Origin of the sequence: Streptomyces sp. NPDC021100, from assembly GCF_044333095.1 — a bacterium.
Taxonomy (GTDB): Bacteria; Actinomycetota; Actinomycetes; order Streptomycetales; family Streptomycetaceae; genus Streptomyces.
This window is the reverse complement of the sequence record NZ_JBIRQH010000002.1, coordinates 183,377-196,904: the sequence shown is the minus strand read 5'-3', so window position 1 is coordinate 196,904 and position 13,528 is coordinate 183,377. Positions and strand designations below refer to the sequence as shown.

Sequence of the window (13,528 nt, the reverse complement as noted above, 5' to 3'; positions counted from 1 at the left end):
GCGGAGGCGCCGCACGCGTGCCCCACCGGCCGACGCGCGCCCGGTCGGCCGTTCCCGGCCCCTGAACCCGGCTCTCAGCCGGTCAGCCTCTCAGCCGGTCAGCAGCCGGGACTCCAGCACCGCCCCCGGGCTGGTCTCCGTCAGGGCTTCGGCCAGGGCGTCCCCGGCCGCGATGAGTTCCGCGTCGCTCATCGGCCCGAGCGCGTCGAGGACGAACAGCGCCCGGGTGGTGGTGCCGGTGAGCCGGGTGCGCGTGCACTGGCGCCAGTTCCAGCGTCGGCAGGTGACGCCCGCGTCGTCCCGCCAGACCACCTCGCCGGGCGGGCAGTGCTCGACGACGGGCTCCCCGCCCGCCGTGGTCTCGAACGGCTCGTCGCCGGTGGCGCGGACCAGCCGGGGCGCGCCGGCGTAGTGGTCGAGGTCCTCGCCGCCGAGCGGGAGGACGTGGGCGACGGAGACCGCGTTGTAGACGTCGGTGAGCCGGTCCACGCGCGGCAGGCCCGCCGGGGCGCGGCGGAGCAGGGCCTCGGCGCTCGGCCGGGTCCGCTGCGGCTTGGCGCCGAACGCGCGGAACGCCTCGCGCCAGGCGGCCAGGTGCGGGTGCTCCTCGGGCGGTGCGGCGCCGAAGCGGCGCCGGGCGGTCTCCTCGGCCGCCGCCAGCAGCCGCTCGCTCGCGGCGTCACTCGGCCCGGGCCGGAGGCCTTCGGCGGCGATGAGGAGGGCCCGGTAGTCGGGCCGCAGCGCGTGCACCGCGGGGTCGACGGCGGCGGTCTCGAGCAGGCTCTTGAGGGCGGCGGCGGGCATGCGTCTCCTTGAGTTCACTGGAATGCACTCAAGAGTGCCATAGGGTGCACCGCAAGGGGGATCGATCTCCGCCTGGCCGGCGTCCCTGCCGAGCGCTACGCGAGGCGGTCGAAGCAGTCGTAGTTGCGCTGCGCGGTGATCCTGGCGTCGCGGAACTCCAGGAACACGGCGAGGCGCGCCCGCAGCTCGTGCCCGGCGGGCAGCGCGCCCAGAGGTACGGCGAGCGTGCCGTGCCAGCGGACCTCCAGGGCGACCGTGCCGCCGGACGCGACCGCCTCGACGACGTCGAACGCCTGCTCGCTCAGCACCGCGCGGCCCCGCTCCGCCGCCTCCAGGACCGCGAGCAGGTCGCGTACCGCGCCGTCGGGGGCCAGGGCGTTGGGGAACTCGTGCTGGACGACGTCCGGATGGAAGAAGAGCGCCAGTTCCTCGGCGGTGGCCCGGCGGGCCACCGCCGCGTGGTAGCGGACGGCGGTCTCGACGTCGGGGTGGCGCGGGGTGGCCGTCATGGCCGTCAGGGTAGGGGCGCGGCCGTGGGGCACGGAAGGCCGCCCGCGGGGGGCGGGACCAGCGGGGTCAGGTGAGACCGAAGACGTCGACGGCGTCGCCGAGCGGCCGGTAGCGCTCGGGGGCCGTGGTGAAGACCGTCCACCCGGAGGGCACCGCGACGGCGGCCGTGTGCGCGAGGGCGATGTCGTCGAGCGCGTACCGCCGCATCATCGTCCCGGCGGCCTCGACGGCCGTCAGGTCAAGCGGCCGGATGAGCACCGAGGGGCCGCAGCGGGCCAGCAGCAGTTCCAGCGCCGCCCGGGCGCGGCCCGGCTTCTCGCGCTCGGCGAGGACGAGCTCGGTCTGCGGCACGTTGACCGAGACGGCGTACCAGCTCCACCGGTCGGTGAGGACCTCGTGCTCGATCCGGCGGTCGGTGGCCAGATCGGAGAGGAAGCCGGCGTCGAGGACGACGCCCGTCACCGCGTCGGCCGTCACGCGGCGCTGCTCCGGCGGGTGGCGATGTACTGGTCGAGGGGCAGCCGGGTGCGGCGGCCGGTCGCGTCGTCCGCCCACTCGCGGGCCAGGGCGATGTACTCCTCGTCCAGGCCGAAGTCCCGCCGCAGCCGCTCCTCGGTCTCGCGGTGCCGGCGGTCGCGGTCGATCTGGCCGGCCAGCGTTCTCGTCACGAAGGCGGACACGGACTCGATCACGTTCGCGTCCTTCATGCCGCGCAACTGCTCGGCCAGCTCGCGGGGGACCGTGATGCTGATCCGCTCGAAGTCGGGGGTCTGCTCGTCGCCCATGGTCGAATACTACGGGAGCCGCCCCTGTGCGCACCGCCCGTCGGGCGAGGCGGCGGCGCGCGCCGGGGCCCGGGCCCCGGCCCGCACAACGCGCGCCGTGCGCGCGGGGGTTGACCTCCGTCGCGCGCGCTGGTGGGGGCGGCGGGCGGTCAGGGGGACGTGGGGGCGAGGGCGTCGCCGTCGGGGTCCTCGCCGCCGGCCGTGCCCTCGTCCCCGTCCCCGTCCTCGACCTCGTCCTCGCCCCCGACGAGGGTCGCGTCCGACACCAGGGCGCGGGCCGCGTCGGCGAAGTACCGCTCGTCGGCGTGGGGGGCGAGGCCCAGGACGACGCCCTGGCTGAGGCCGATGAACAGGCCGCGGAGCGCGGTGGTCAGCCGGTGCGCCTGACGCGGCGTCACGACGCTCCCGCGGTGCGGCCGCCCGGTGAACACCGCGACCAGCCGGCCCTCCTGCTCCCGGACCGTCGCGGCGAACCGCGCCCCCAGCTCGGGGTCGTGCACGGCCATGTCCAGCAGGGTGATCTGCAGCGCCATGGCCGCCCGCGCGTCGGGGGCGTCGCAGTCGCGCCGGTAGTACCGGGCGAAGGCGTCGACCGCCTCCAGGAGGTCGGCGCCGTCGGGGACCGCGCGTGCGATCTCCTCGTAGTGGGGGTTCAGGCGCTCGGTGAGCATGGCGGTCATCAGGCCGCTCTTGCTGCCGAACAGCGAGTACACCGCGCCGGTGGTCAGGCCGGCCCGCTCGGCGATCTCGTCGAGCCGGGCGCGGTACCCGTCCCGGGAAACGGCCTCGAACGTGGCGTCCAGCAGGGCGCGGCGGTTGTGCTCCTTGGCCTCGGCTCTCGTCTTTCTCATAACTCTATTATCTTCATAATCAGATTATGGAAAGTTGACGTGGGACGGGCAAGGCAACGAGAGGAGCGCTCATGGCGCGGAGTGAGACCCGGATGCGGGCGGGGGTCGTCAGTGACGGTGTGTTCAAGGTGGTGCTCGGCGCCGCCTTCGTCATCGGCGCCTCGTGGCTCGACGGCCCCCTCGGCGCGCCGTCCTGGCTGCTGATCGCCTCCGGCGTCGCGCTGCTGGCCGGCGGGGGCGTCGAGCTCGGGTACGTACGCCGCCGCCCCCTGGCCGGCTACCTGCGGCTGATGATCGCCTACGACGGCGGATGGGCGCTGGCGACGCTCGCCGCCCTGCTGGTGGCCTGGCGGGGCGGCACCGCCGGGGGCGAGATATGGCTCGGCTACCAGGCGGCGGCCCCGCTGGCGTTCGCGGCACTGCTGACGTGCGCCGCCCCCGTGCGGCCGGTGGTGTCCTGACGGCCCCGGCCCGGCGCCACCGGGCGCGGGCGGGGCAGCCGGTCTAGGGTCGGAACCGTGCGGTACCGGACAGGACGGGACGGAGGCGGGCCGCCCGGGCGTTCCCGGCCGGACCGCCCGGACGGCCCCCGATGACCACCCACCACCGCGAGGAACGACTGGGCGGCACCACGGCGCTCGCCTCCCGCCGCGTGGCCTGGATCCGGCTCGCCATGACCGTCCCCCTGTTCATGGCGGGCCGCCGGCCGCCCGACGTCTCGTACCGCTACTGGTTCGACGGTCTGCTCGTCGCCTACCTGCTCTGGGCCGTCGGGCGGATGCTGTGGATCCGGCGCCGCCCGGTGTCCGACGTGCGCGGTGCCGCCGGCGCCCTCGTCGTGGACCTCGCGCTGATCACGGCCCTCGCCGCGGTCTCCGGCGGCCCCGACTCCCCGGTCCGCTACGCCTACTTCCTCTGGTCCACCGCCACCGTCCTGTGGCAGATGCCGAAGGTCACGGCCGTCTTCGGCGCCGTCTGCGTGGTGTGCTACGCCGCGATGTCCCTGCCGCACGCCCTGACACACCCGGCGGTGGACTCCTGGGACATCGTCGTCGACGAGGCGTACCTGCTGTGGACGGTCGGCGCCGCGGTGCTCATCGCCGTCCTGCTGGCCCGGCGCAGCCGGCGGGTGGCCGAACTCCTCGACACGCGCGAGCTGCTGCTCGACGACGCGCTCGCCGCCGAGACCCGCGAACGGTCCCGGGTCGCCGACGCCCTGCACGACGGCGCGGTCCAGACGCTGCTGGCCGCCCTCCACGACCTGGAGGAGGCCGAGGAAGCCGTCACCGACCCCGTGGCCCGCGCCGCCCTCGACCGGGCCCAGGGCGAAGTGCGGCGCACCGTCCGGGAGATGCGGGAGATCATCTTCAACCTCCATCCGCAGATCCTCGCCGCCGCCGGGCTGGGTGCCGCGCTGGAGGCCGCGGGGGAGCGGTTCGCGCGCCGCGGCGGCTTCCGCGTCCACTACGACGTACGGCTGCCCGGCCGCGTCGGCCACGAGGCCCTGCTCTACTCCACCGCCCGGGAACTCCTCCGCAACATCGTCAAGCACGCGCGGGCCGACGACGTGTGGCTGACCCTGGCCACCGAGGGCGACGAGACCGTGCTGACCGTCCGCGACAACGGTGTCGGCTTCGACCCGGGGATCGTCCAGGACCGGCTGCGCGCCGGACACATCGGCCTGGCCAGCCACTACGTACGAGTCGAGAGTGCGGGCGGGCGGTTCACGGCGGACAGTGCGCCCGGCGCCGGCACGACGATCGAGGTCCGGCTGCCCTCGGCGGCGCCCGGGCCCCCGCCGCCCGCCGTCCCGGCCGCCGCTCCATGACCGGACCGCGCTCCGGTGCGTCCCGGCTGCCCGGTCTTCTGCGGTCTGGTCTCCTGCGGTCCGGTCTTCTCCGGTCCCGTCTTCTGTGGTCCGGTCTCCTTCGGCCCGAGGGCCGGCCGCGTTACGCCGACGGCGCCGCCGCCGGGGGCGCGCTCGCCGTACCGTTCGCCGTCGGCGCCGCGACCGGCCACCCCGGCACGGGCGCGGCCGTCGCCCTGCCGGCGGTCCTGCTCGCCATGCCCTTCCCCGAAGGCGCGGGCCGGGCCGAACGCGCCCGCTGCCTCGCCGTGCGCGCCGCCTGGACGACCGCCGCCGGCGTCTACACCGGCCTCACGGGCAGCGGCGTACTCGCCCTGGCCCTGGGCGTGGGCGTCACCGCCTTCACCGGGGCCCTCTTCCCCCGCGTGGGCACCACGGCGGCCCTCGCCGTCCTCCTCACCGGCATCACCGGTGTCACCGGCGCCCATGGGGCCCCACCGGAGGACCTGCCGGTCCCGGGCCTCGCACAACTGGTGGGCTGCGCCTGGACGTCGGCGCTTCTGTTGCCCCTGCGGCAGGGGCCACCTGCCGACAGGGACCGGGTCGGGGACGGGCCGATGTCCGGCTCCGGGCCGAGGGCCGGCGGCACCGGGCCGGTGTCCGGCGGTACGGGGCCGGTGTCCGGCGGCGGCCCGGAACGCCCGCCGCCCGCCACGGAGGGCTCCGCCCCCGGGGCGGGACCGCGTCAGGGAGCGGCACGATCACCTTCCGGCGACGTGGGGGAGTGCCACGGGCCGGAAGGGAAACCACGCGGCACACGACGGCCGCAACACGCCGGGACGGCGGAGCCGCCGCCGGCCGGGAGCGGGCAGTCGGCCGGTGAGGCGGGGCCGCGGCCACCGCCCGCGTCCCCGCCCCCGCGGGCGGCCGCCGACCGGGTGCGGCACGCCACCCGCCTCGGCGCGCTCACCGCCGCGGCCGTGGCCGCCACCGGAGCCCAGGGCGGGCTCTGGGGTGAGGGGCACTGGTTCGTGACGTCACTGCTCCTGACGTTGCGCCCCACACCCGAAAAGACCCGGACGAAGTTCGCCAAGCGTCTGGTGGGCAACAGTCTCGGAGGGGTGGCCGCCGCCCTGATCCTGCTCTGCGGGCCGGGCCCGTACGCGGTGGCGGCGCTCGTCGGCGTCGTCGGCGCGGCGGCCTACGCCTTCCGCCCCGCCAACTACGTGTACTGGGCGCTCGCCTCACCCGTGCTGCTGCTCCTGCTCAGCGACTTCGACGAACCGGTGCCCTGGTACGCGACGGCGGTGCGCGTCGCCCTGAATCTGGCCGGCGGCTGCGTCGCCCTCCTCGCGACCCGGCTGCTGTGGCCCACGACGCGGGCCGCCGCCAAGGACCGGCCCGCGAGCGGGCGAGGGCGGCCCCGGCCGTGAGACCGTCGGTCTACGGCCGGGCGGCCGGGGCGTCCTGGGCGTACCGGTTCAGGCGGGCATCCAGCGCGGCGGCGCAGTCCTCGGCGCGGGCCGGCTGGACGCGCAACTACTCCACCTGTTCGGCGGCGGCCTCGCGCCTCCTCGGCGGCCGCGCTGGAGCGGTCGAGACGCGGTACGCCCAGCGCGGCAAGACCGTCGAGATCACCGGCCTGAACGCTCCGAGCGCCGACCTCCACGCCAAGCTCGCGGGGGAGCGAGCCGGCAGTAACTGACGCTCCGCGCGTTCCCCCGGGCGACGGCTTCGGTGCGGAGCGGGCGCGCCTCGCCGCGGGTCGCCGCCGGCGTCCCCGATGTGGGCCGCTACGCCCTCACCCGGCCGGCGGACCGCCGGATGCCGCCGGACTCACGCGGATGGTCCGACGTCGGCCCCACCCGAGCTCCCCGGCCCCTGCCCCGCCGCTGGAACCCGCAGGGCCGCTGCCGCCCGTATGAGCGCCGCGTTCCCCGGGGCCCGGGAGCCGTCCGGGAGGTGGAGGACGTCCTCCAGCCCGACGCGGGTCGACAGGCCCCGGCGCAGGGCCAGCCGGAGTACGGGCCAGGCGCTGCCGTCCTGGCCGTGGAGGAGCACCGGGGCGGGGAGGTCCGTGCCGAGCTCGTCCAGCAGGGCACCGGCCGTCGCCTCGGCGGTGGCCGGGCCGGTGTCCATGACCTCGGCCAGGATCCGGAGCACCGTGCCCGCGAAGGGGGAGGCGCGGAAGCGGGTCACCGCGTCCGTGCCGGAGAACAGGCCCGCCTCGACGGCGACGCCGCGCTCGGTCAGGGCGGCGGCGACCAGGTCGGCGCCGTCCTCGTGCCAGTTGACGGACGCGTGGTCCGGCAGGACGGTCCACGAGCGGACCAGCCCGGCGCGTATCCGCGGGTCGGGCATCGCCCACGCGCCGGTGGTGACCCCGACCGGGACCCCCGGCACCGCGGCCCGTACGCGCGACACGGTTTCCGCGACGGCCGCGGGGTCGAGGGTGTCGGCACCGGTGGCGTCCTTCGGATGCACATGGAGATCCACCGCCCCGGCGGCGACCGCTTCCCGGGCCGCCTCCGCCAGTTCGGCGGCGGTGACGGGCAGATCCGGATGTTCCCGCCGGGCGCGGGGACCGTTGAGACACGCTTGAAGGATCATGTCGACAGCATGGCAGCAGGGTCTGACAACAGCCGTCTTGTTGTAGGGATCCCACAGGGCGGACCCGTCCGCCCTGACCCTTGCCGCACCGGTGCCCGGGCCCCTCCGTCGGTGAGGATGAGCGGGTGGCCGATCTCCTCAACCCGGCGGACCCCGCCTTCGCGCGCGACCCCTATCCGTACTACGCCCGGCTGCGCGCCCGCGGCCCCGCGGCGCGGGTGGAACTCGCCAACGGCACGCACGCCTGGCTGGTCACCGGCTACCGGGAGGCCCGGGCCGTCCTGGCCGACCCCCGCTTCTCCAACGTGCCCCCGCGGGCCGCCGGCCGCCCCCGGCCCGACTCGCCCGCCCGCCGCGCCCAGGCATGCCTCGCCCGGCACATGCTCAACTCCGACGCCCCCGACCACACCCGGCTGCGCCGGCTGACCGCCGCCGCGTTCACCCCGCGCCGCGTCGACGCCCTCCGGCCGCGCATCGCACGGCTGGCCACCGGGCTGGCCGGGGACCTCGCGGCCCGGCTGGAGCGGGACGGCACCGCCGACCTCGTCGACGCGTTCGCGTTCCCGCTGCCCGTCCTCGTCATCGGCGAGGTGCTCGGCGTGCCCGAGGCCGACCGTGCCGACCTGCGCACATGGACGTACCGTGTCGGATCGCCCGCCGACGCGCTCGCCCCCGGCGCGGTGGACGACGCCTGGACCGCCCTCCACGCGTACTTCACCGCGCTCATCGCCGACAAACGGCGCACACCCGGCGACGACCTCTTCAGCTCCCTGGTGCACGACGCCCGGGAGGGCGGCCTGGCGGACGGGGAACTCCTCGCCATGGCCTTCCTGTTGCTGTTCGCGGGCTACGAGACGACCATGAACCTCCTCGCCTCCGCTGCCCTGCTGCTGCTCACCCACCCCGACGAGCTCGCGGCCGCCCGGCAGGACACCACCGGGCGGTACTGGGACGCCGTGGCCGAGGAGGCCCTGCGGCACGCAAGCCCGCTGGAGGGGACCACCTGGCGGCGGACGACCGAGGAGGTGGACCTCGGCGGGGGAGCGGTCATACCCGCCGGAGCCTCCGTCCTCGTCGTCCTCGCCGCCGCCGGCCGCGACCCCGGCCGTTTCCCCGAACCGGACGCCTTCCGTCCGGGCCGGTACCTGCCCGGCCCCGAACGGGCCGCCGCACACGTCGCGTTCGGCCACGGCCCGCACTTCTGCCTCGGCGCCCGGCTGGCCCGGCTGGAGGCGACGGTCGCCCTGCCGCTGCTCTTCGACGCGCTGCCGGGGCTGCGGCTCGCCGCCGACCCGGCGCTTCTGCCCTACCGGCCGGGGCTGTTGGTGCGGGGGCCGCGGGAGCTGCCCGTGTCCCGGTGAGGGAGCGGTGGGCGACGGCCGTAACGCACGGGCGCCCTGTGGTCGTTACCTGATTCCGGCCCCCGTCCCCTCCCCGGCGGCGAACCGGTCCAGCGCCGCCCGGGCCTCGGACCGGAAGGTCTCGCTGCCCAGGTGCCCGCGTCGGGGACGACGACCAGCCGGGCGCCCGGCCACGCCCTGGCCGGTTCCCATGCGGTGACCAACGGCCCGGCGACGTCGAACCGGCCGTGCAGCAGCACCCCCGGGATCCCCGCCAGCCGGCCCGCGTCCCGCAGCAGGGCGCCCTCCTCCAACCAGGCGCCGTGCGCGAAGTAGTGGGCGGCGATCCGGACGAAGCCGCGGCGGGCCCTCGGCGGCCGCCCGGTGCAGGGCGCGGGAGCGGCGTCGGGGAAGATCCACCTGGCCGGTGAGGGCGGGCGTCGCCCGCTCGCCTTGCTGCTCACTCCGGGGCAGTGGGGTGACGGGCCGCAGATGATCCCGGTCCTCGACCGCATCCGCGTTCCGCGCCCAGGCGGAGGGCGCCCGCGTACCCGCCCCGAGTGCTTGAGCGCCGACAAAGCGTATTCGTCACGCCGCAACCGCTGCTACCTGCGACGACGTCAGATCCGGCACGTCATTCCCGAGTGTCGCGACCAGCGGGCCCACCGCCGCAGCCGCGGCAGCGCGGGCGGTAGACCCACCGGCTTCGACCGGGCCCAGTACGCACGCAGCAACGAAGTCGAACGCACCATGAACGCCCTCAAGAGCTTCCGGGCCGTAGCCATCAGGTTCGACAAGCGCGCCTACGTATTCCAGGGCACGGTCACACTCGCCGCGGTCCGCCTCTGGCTACGCCCGTGACCTGCCTGGCGTACCCGGCCGCTCAGCACATCGCGGTCGGGATCAGAGACCGAGGCCACCGAGGAGGCCGCCGAGGAGGCCACCGAGGAGGCCGCCGAGGAGGCCGTGGCCGCCGTGGCCATCGGCGGCCTGAGCGGGAGTGGCCAGCGCGATGCTTGCCAGCGCAAGAAGGCCACTTGCCGCACTAGCGGCGGCCAGTCGGCGAACACTGTTCATGAGATGCCTCCCAAAGGGCGTGCGCGTGTCGGCACATGTGGTGAGTTGACCGACAGCATTCCCCACCCACGGCCCGCACACCGGCACCACAAGGGGCGCCCGGAAGCCTCTCAGGAGCGCACGAGAACCACTGTGAGCTGCCCAGTCTGACGGGGGTGACAGACCCGTCAGACAGGCCCTAACCGGAAGGCGGCGGTTGACCTTGTCCCTGGGGGAAGCCCCAGCATCGGAGGGCGCCGGGCGACGGGCCCGGCGTGAGGAAGGGCGAAGGACGAAGGACCGGCCATGGGACTGCTGACCATCGGGGCGTTCGCCAGGGCGTCCCGGCTCCCGCCGAAGGCGCTCCGCCTGTACGACGACCTCGGCCTGCTGCCCCCGGCCCGCGTGGACCCGGCCACGGGCTACCGCTTCTACGATCCCGGCCGGCTCCAACGGGCCCGGCTCGTGGCGTGGCTGCGGCGGGTCGGCATGCCGCTCGCCCGGATCCGCCGGGTGTGCGAACTCCACGACGCGGCGCCTCCCGCGGCGGCCGAGGAGGTCCGCGCCTTCTGGTCCGAGTCCGAGACGGCGTTCGCCACCCGGCGCGAACTCGCCGCCTTCCTCGTCGACCACCTCTCGTCGAAGGACCACTTTGTGATGACGACGCCCGACAGCTCGTCCCCGTGCATCCGCTGCGCGGCCCTCTCCGACACCGGGTCCGTCCGGACGCGCAACCAGGACACCGCCTACGCCGGCCCCCGCCTCCTCGCCGTCGCGGACGGGTGCGGCGATCACGGCGAACGGGCGGGCGCCGCGGCGGTCGAGGCGCTGAAGGGGTTCGAGGACCCGGGCGTCGGTGACCTGCTCAACGCCCTTCAGGAGGCGGTCGAGCGGGCGGACCGGGCGGTGCGTGAAGTCGCGGCGCCGGACGGCGTGACGGCGGACGGCGTGACGGCGGACGGCTCCGCCGCTTCCGGCACCACCCTGACGGCGCTGCTCGTGACCGGCTCCCGCATGGCCCTCGTCCACATCGGCGATTCCCGTGCCTATCTGCTGCGCGGCGGTGAGTTCTTCCAGATCACCCACGACCACACGCTCGTCCACGCGATGGTCGAACAGGGAGCCCTCACGCCCGAGGAGGCCGCCTCCCATCCACAACGGGCGCTGCTGCTCAGGGCGCTGGGCGCGGGGGAACGGGCCGTCGCCGACGTCCGATTGCGCGAGGTGCGGACGGGTGACCGGTACCTGCTGTGCTCCGACGGCCTCTCGGCGGTCGTCCCGGACGCGGCGGTACGACGCGTGGCGTCCGCCGGCGGGGATCCGAAACGGACCGTTCGCGAACTGGTCGCCCTGGCGCACGCGTCGGGTGCTCCGGACAATGTGAGCTGCGTGGTCGCGGACGTCCACGAGGCATGCTGACCGGGCCGCGGCGGGGTGGTGCGGCGACGTGCCGTCACACCGCCGTCGAACCACCCCTGAACAGGCACAACCTCCCCTCCCGAGCGGCACTCCGCACCGCGTAGGGTGGCGGAATGACGACCCATCCCTTCGATGCCGCCGTGACCGTCCTGAGCCGGAACGCCTGGCTGCCCACGAGTGAAGAGGTGGCCCTGGGCAAGGACTTCTTCCACCGTCGCGAAGGGCTCCAGCGGCGCCTGCTGCCCGGCATGCCCGCCTGCCCCGATCCGCAGGGCTGGGTGACCGAGCACGTGCTGTGGCTGGAGGACGTCGTCGGCATCGTCGACACTCTCCTCGCCGCCTGGCGCGGCTACCTCCCGGACAGCCACATGATCGCCCTGCTGGAGGCTTACGCCCACCAGGCCCGTCCGGCTGTTCCTTACGCTGCGGACCTCCTTCGTGCCTGGGAGGCCGAAGCTTTCGAGTCCTGCTCGGTGGAGGAGGCCGGGTGGTGGGAGGAGTGGCACATCCCGGAGACGGAACGGCAGGCGCTCGACGCGCTGAATCACCGGCTGATTCCGATTGGCGCGATGCTGGTCACGGCGGTGGAGCGGGGGGCTGCGGCTGTGTGATGTGTGGCTTTCAGGCCTTATGTCGCGATCTGTGGAAGTGGGCAAAAACGGGGGTGGGTCCGGGTAGAGTCCCAGGTCGAGGCCTGTGGTCCCCGCGCGCGCGGGGGTGGTCCCTGCCCTCGGTCCTGAGCCACTGGGCCACCGTCGTGGTCCCCGCGCGCGCGGGGGTGGTCCCTGGGCGAAACTCCCGTCATAGCCAACAGCGAAGTGATCCCCGCGCGTGCGGGGGTGGTCCCTCCGCCCGTGTCGTCGACGAGTGGTTGCCCGCGTGGTCCCCGCGCATGCGGGGGTGGTCCCCGGCCGCCGTGTGATCCCAACCCGATGGAGAAGTGGTCCCCGCGCGTGCGGGGGTGGTCCCTCGCCGAGTGCACCCGCCTGTGTGCCCTGGTGGCGGTCCCCGCGCGCAGGGCTTCCCCCCTACCTCCCCGCCCCCACCAACCGATACCCCCTCTTAGTAACCGTCCCCACCACACCCCCATAAGCCCCCAACGCCCCCCGCAGCCGCCCCACCGTCGTCTCCAACGCGCGCAGCGCGTGCTGCTGTTGCTCGGACTCCCGCCCGAGCACACCGCCCCCCGCCACCGGCCACAGCCGGCGCACCAGTTCCGCGCGGCTGAGGACGGTGCCCGGGCGTTCCGCCAGAGCGGTGAGCAGGGCGGCGGGCAGGGGTGGGAGGTGGAGGAGGGTGTCGCCGGTCAGGACGGCCGTGCCCTGGATGGTCAGGGGGCCCGCCGGGGTGGTGAGTTCGCGGCGGTGGCGGCGGGGGAGTTCGTCGGTGAGGAGGCGGACGAGGGAGCCGAGGCGGCCGCGGTCGGGCCAGGTGCAGGGGACTCCGGCCGCCACAAGAGGGCGGGCGCACAGGGGGCCTATGCAGGCCGCCACCACGTCCTGGCGGAGGGCGGCCAGGACGTCGTCCCGTCCCGGGCCCGCCGCGGCCAGGAACGCCTCGATCGCCGGTGCGCTCGTGAACGGCAGCGCGTGGATCTCCCGACGTACCGTCCGGGCGGCGAGTCGGCGTACGGCGTCGGGGTCCTCGGGCGGGCCCCAGCGGTAGACGGGGAGTGCGGTCACGTGGGCGCCCCGGGCACGCAGCGCGTCGGTGAAGCCGGCGGTCGGGGCGCCGTGTTCCTGCACGACGACGTGCCGTCCGTGCAGGTCGCGGGCGAGGAGCCAGGCGAGGACCGCGTCCATGGTCTCGGACTCCGGCGCGTGGTCCTCGCGCAGTCCGCAGGCGCGCAGCGCCCCCGTCGTCTTCGAGCCACGGCTGAGGACGGCGGCCTCCCGGCAGGCCGTGAGCAGGGAATCGGCGAGGCCCCAGCCTTCGGCGGCGCTCATCCAGCCGCGCCAGCCGACGCCCGTGGTGGCCACCACGTAGTCGATGGGGCGGGCAAGGCACGCCTCGGTGGCGGCGCGGAGGAGCGCGTCGTCGGCGAGCGGCACCATGCGCAGGGCGGGGGCGACGGTCACCGAGGCGCCGCGGCGGAGCAGGAGGGCGGCGAGTTCGTCGCGGCGCCGGTCCGCGGTGACCCCCACCGTGAGGCCCGTCAGCGGCCCGATCGGCTCACCGGGCGCTCCCGGCACGGCTGTTCCCATGGGCCGAGATTCCCCGACGGGGATTAAGCCGTCATTTCGCCGCAGTCACGGGGGCGTAAGGACCCCGCATGCTTTCATACAAGAACGTGTCGGCGGACGCACATCGGGTAGCGCCCGAGGTGTGTGCCATGTGAGCGCACGG

14 protein-coding genes and 2 pseudogenes are annotated in these 13,528 nt (G+C 75.2%); 8 read left to right on the top strand and 8 right to left on the bottom strand.

What is annotated here, in order from left to right; all coding sequences use genetic code 11:
• Nucleotides 1-90 precede the first annotated feature (90 nt).
• From ACH4PU_RS04480 to ACH4PU_RS04460, 5 genes are all read right to left on the bottom strand, one after another.
• On the bottom strand, nt 91-804 hold the full coding sequence (locus tag ACH4PU_RS04480) for a B3/4 domain-containing protein (protein ID WP_398265821.1): 714 nt from the start codon (nt 802-804) through the stop codon (nt 91-93).
• A gap of 95 nt (nt 805-899) precedes the next feature.
• Nucleotides 900-1,313 carry a nuclear transport factor 2 family protein gene (locus ACH4PU_RS04475; protein WP_398265818.1) on the bottom strand — a complete coding sequence of 138 codons (414 nt, stop codon included), beginning with the start codon at nt 1,311-1,313 and terminating at the stop codon, nt 900-902.
• 67 nt (nt 1,314-1,380) lie between these two features.
• Nucleotides 1,381-1,791 carry a hypothetical protein gene (locus ACH4PU_RS04470; protein WP_398265815.1) on the bottom strand — a complete coding sequence of 137 codons (411 nt, stop codon included), beginning with the start codon at nt 1,789-1,791 and terminating at the stop codon, nt 1,381-1,383.
• Nucleotides 1,788-2,099, bottom strand: a complete 312-nt coding sequence (locus tag ACH4PU_RS04465; protein ID WP_398265812.1) for a hypothetical protein — start codon at nt 2,097-2,099, stop codon at nt 1,788-1,790. The genes ACH4PU_RS04470 and ACH4PU_RS04465 overlap by 4 nt, the downstream gene beginning before the upstream one ends.
• A 149-nt stretch (nt 2,100-2,248) precedes the next feature.
• The gene (locus ACH4PU_RS04460) at nt 2,249-2,950 is read right to left on the bottom strand and encodes a TetR/AcrR family transcriptional regulator (RefSeq protein WP_398265809.1); all 702 of its coding nucleotides are present in this window, start codon (nt 2,948-2,950) and stop codon (nt 2,249-2,251) included.
• A 71-nt stretch (nt 2,951-3,021) separates the two neighbouring features.
• Between ACH4PU_RS04460 and ACH4PU_RS04455 the strand changes: the two genes are divergently transcribed.
• The 4 genes from ACH4PU_RS04455 (at nt 3,022) to ACH4PU_RS04440 (ending at nt 6,462) form a co-directional block, all read left to right on the top strand.
• Nucleotides 3,022-3,411: a hypothetical protein gene (locus ACH4PU_RS04455; protein ID WP_398265806.1), complete on the top strand. Its 390-nt coding sequence runs from the start codon at nt 3,022-3,024 to the stop codon at nt 3,409-3,411.
• A 131-nt stretch (nt 3,412-3,542) separates the two neighbouring features.
• Complete coding sequence (locus ACH4PU_RS04450) at nt 3,543-4,778, top strand: sensor histidine kinase (protein WP_398265803.1); 1,236 nt, start codon at nt 3,543-3,545, stop codon at nt 4,776-4,778.
• Nucleotides 4,775-6,190, top strand: coding sequence for an FUSC family protein (locus tag ACH4PU_RS04445; protein ID WP_398265800.1), 1,416 nt, complete (start codon nt 4,775-4,777; stop codon nt 6,188-6,190). The genes ACH4PU_RS04450 and ACH4PU_RS04445 overlap by 4 nt, the downstream gene beginning before the upstream one ends.
• The gene (locus ACH4PU_RS04440; protein WP_398267006.1) at nt 6,187-6,462 is read left to right on the top strand and encodes a hypothetical protein; all 276 of its coding nucleotides are present in this window, start codon (nt 6,187-6,189) and stop codon (nt 6,460-6,462) included. The genes ACH4PU_RS04445 and ACH4PU_RS04440 overlap by 4 nt, the downstream gene beginning before the upstream one ends.
• Before the next feature lie 131 nt (nt 6,463-6,593).
• Here the strand turns inward: ACH4PU_RS04440 and ACH4PU_RS04435 are convergent, their stop codons facing one another.
• Complete coding sequence (locus tag ACH4PU_RS04435; RefSeq protein ID WP_398265797.1) at nt 6,594-7,367, bottom strand: 3-keto-5-aminohexanoate cleavage protein; 774 nt, start codon at nt 7,365-7,367, stop codon at nt 6,594-6,596.
• A 125-nt stretch (nt 7,368-7,492) separates the two neighbouring features.
• Here ACH4PU_RS04435 and ACH4PU_RS04430 point away from each other — a divergent pair, with 125 nt between their 5' ends.
• The gene (locus ACH4PU_RS04430) at nt 7,493-8,728 is read left to right on the top strand and encodes a cytochrome P450 (RefSeq protein WP_398265794.1); all 1,236 of its coding nucleotides are present in this window, start codon (nt 7,493-7,495) and stop codon (nt 8,726-8,728) included.
• Between the two features lie 45 nt (nt 8,729-8,773).
• Here ACH4PU_RS04430 and ACH4PU_RS04425 read toward each other — a convergent pair.
• Nucleotides 8,774-9,105: pseudogene (locus ACH4PU_RS04425) on the bottom strand (prolyl aminopeptidase); the annotation flags it as partial.
• Between ACH4PU_RS04425 and ACH4PU_RS04420 the strand changes: the two are divergent.
• The 3 genes and pseudogenes from ACH4PU_RS04420 to ACH4PU_RS04410 form a co-directional block, all read left to right on the top strand.
• A pseudogene (locus ACH4PU_RS04420) lies at nt 9,056-9,568 on the top strand (IS5 family transposase); the annotation flags it as partial. The pseudogenes ACH4PU_RS04425 and ACH4PU_RS04420 overlap by 50 nt on opposite strands.
• A 501-nt stretch (nt 9,569-10,069) precedes the next feature.
• Nucleotides 10,070-11,182 (top strand): MerR family transcriptional regulator, encoded by a 1,113-nt coding sequence (locus tag ACH4PU_RS04415; protein ID WP_398265791.1) that lies wholly within the window; start codon nt 10,070-10,072, stop codon nt 11,180-11,182.
• 113 nt (nt 11,183-11,295) lie between these two features.
• On the top strand, nt 11,296-11,793 hold the full coding sequence (locus tag ACH4PU_RS04410) for a hypothetical protein (protein ID WP_398265788.1): 498 nt from the start codon (nt 11,296-11,298) through the stop codon (nt 11,791-11,793).
• Between the two features lie 417 nt (nt 11,794-12,210).
• Here ACH4PU_RS04410 and ACH4PU_RS04405 read toward each other — a convergent pair whose 3' ends face one another.
• Nucleotides 12,211-13,386: a uroporphyrinogen-III synthase gene (locus tag ACH4PU_RS04405; RefSeq protein WP_398265785.1), complete on the bottom strand. Its 1,176-nt coding sequence runs from the start codon at nt 13,384-13,386 to the stop codon at nt 12,211-12,213.
• Nucleotides 13,387-13,528: the final 142 nt, after the last annotated feature.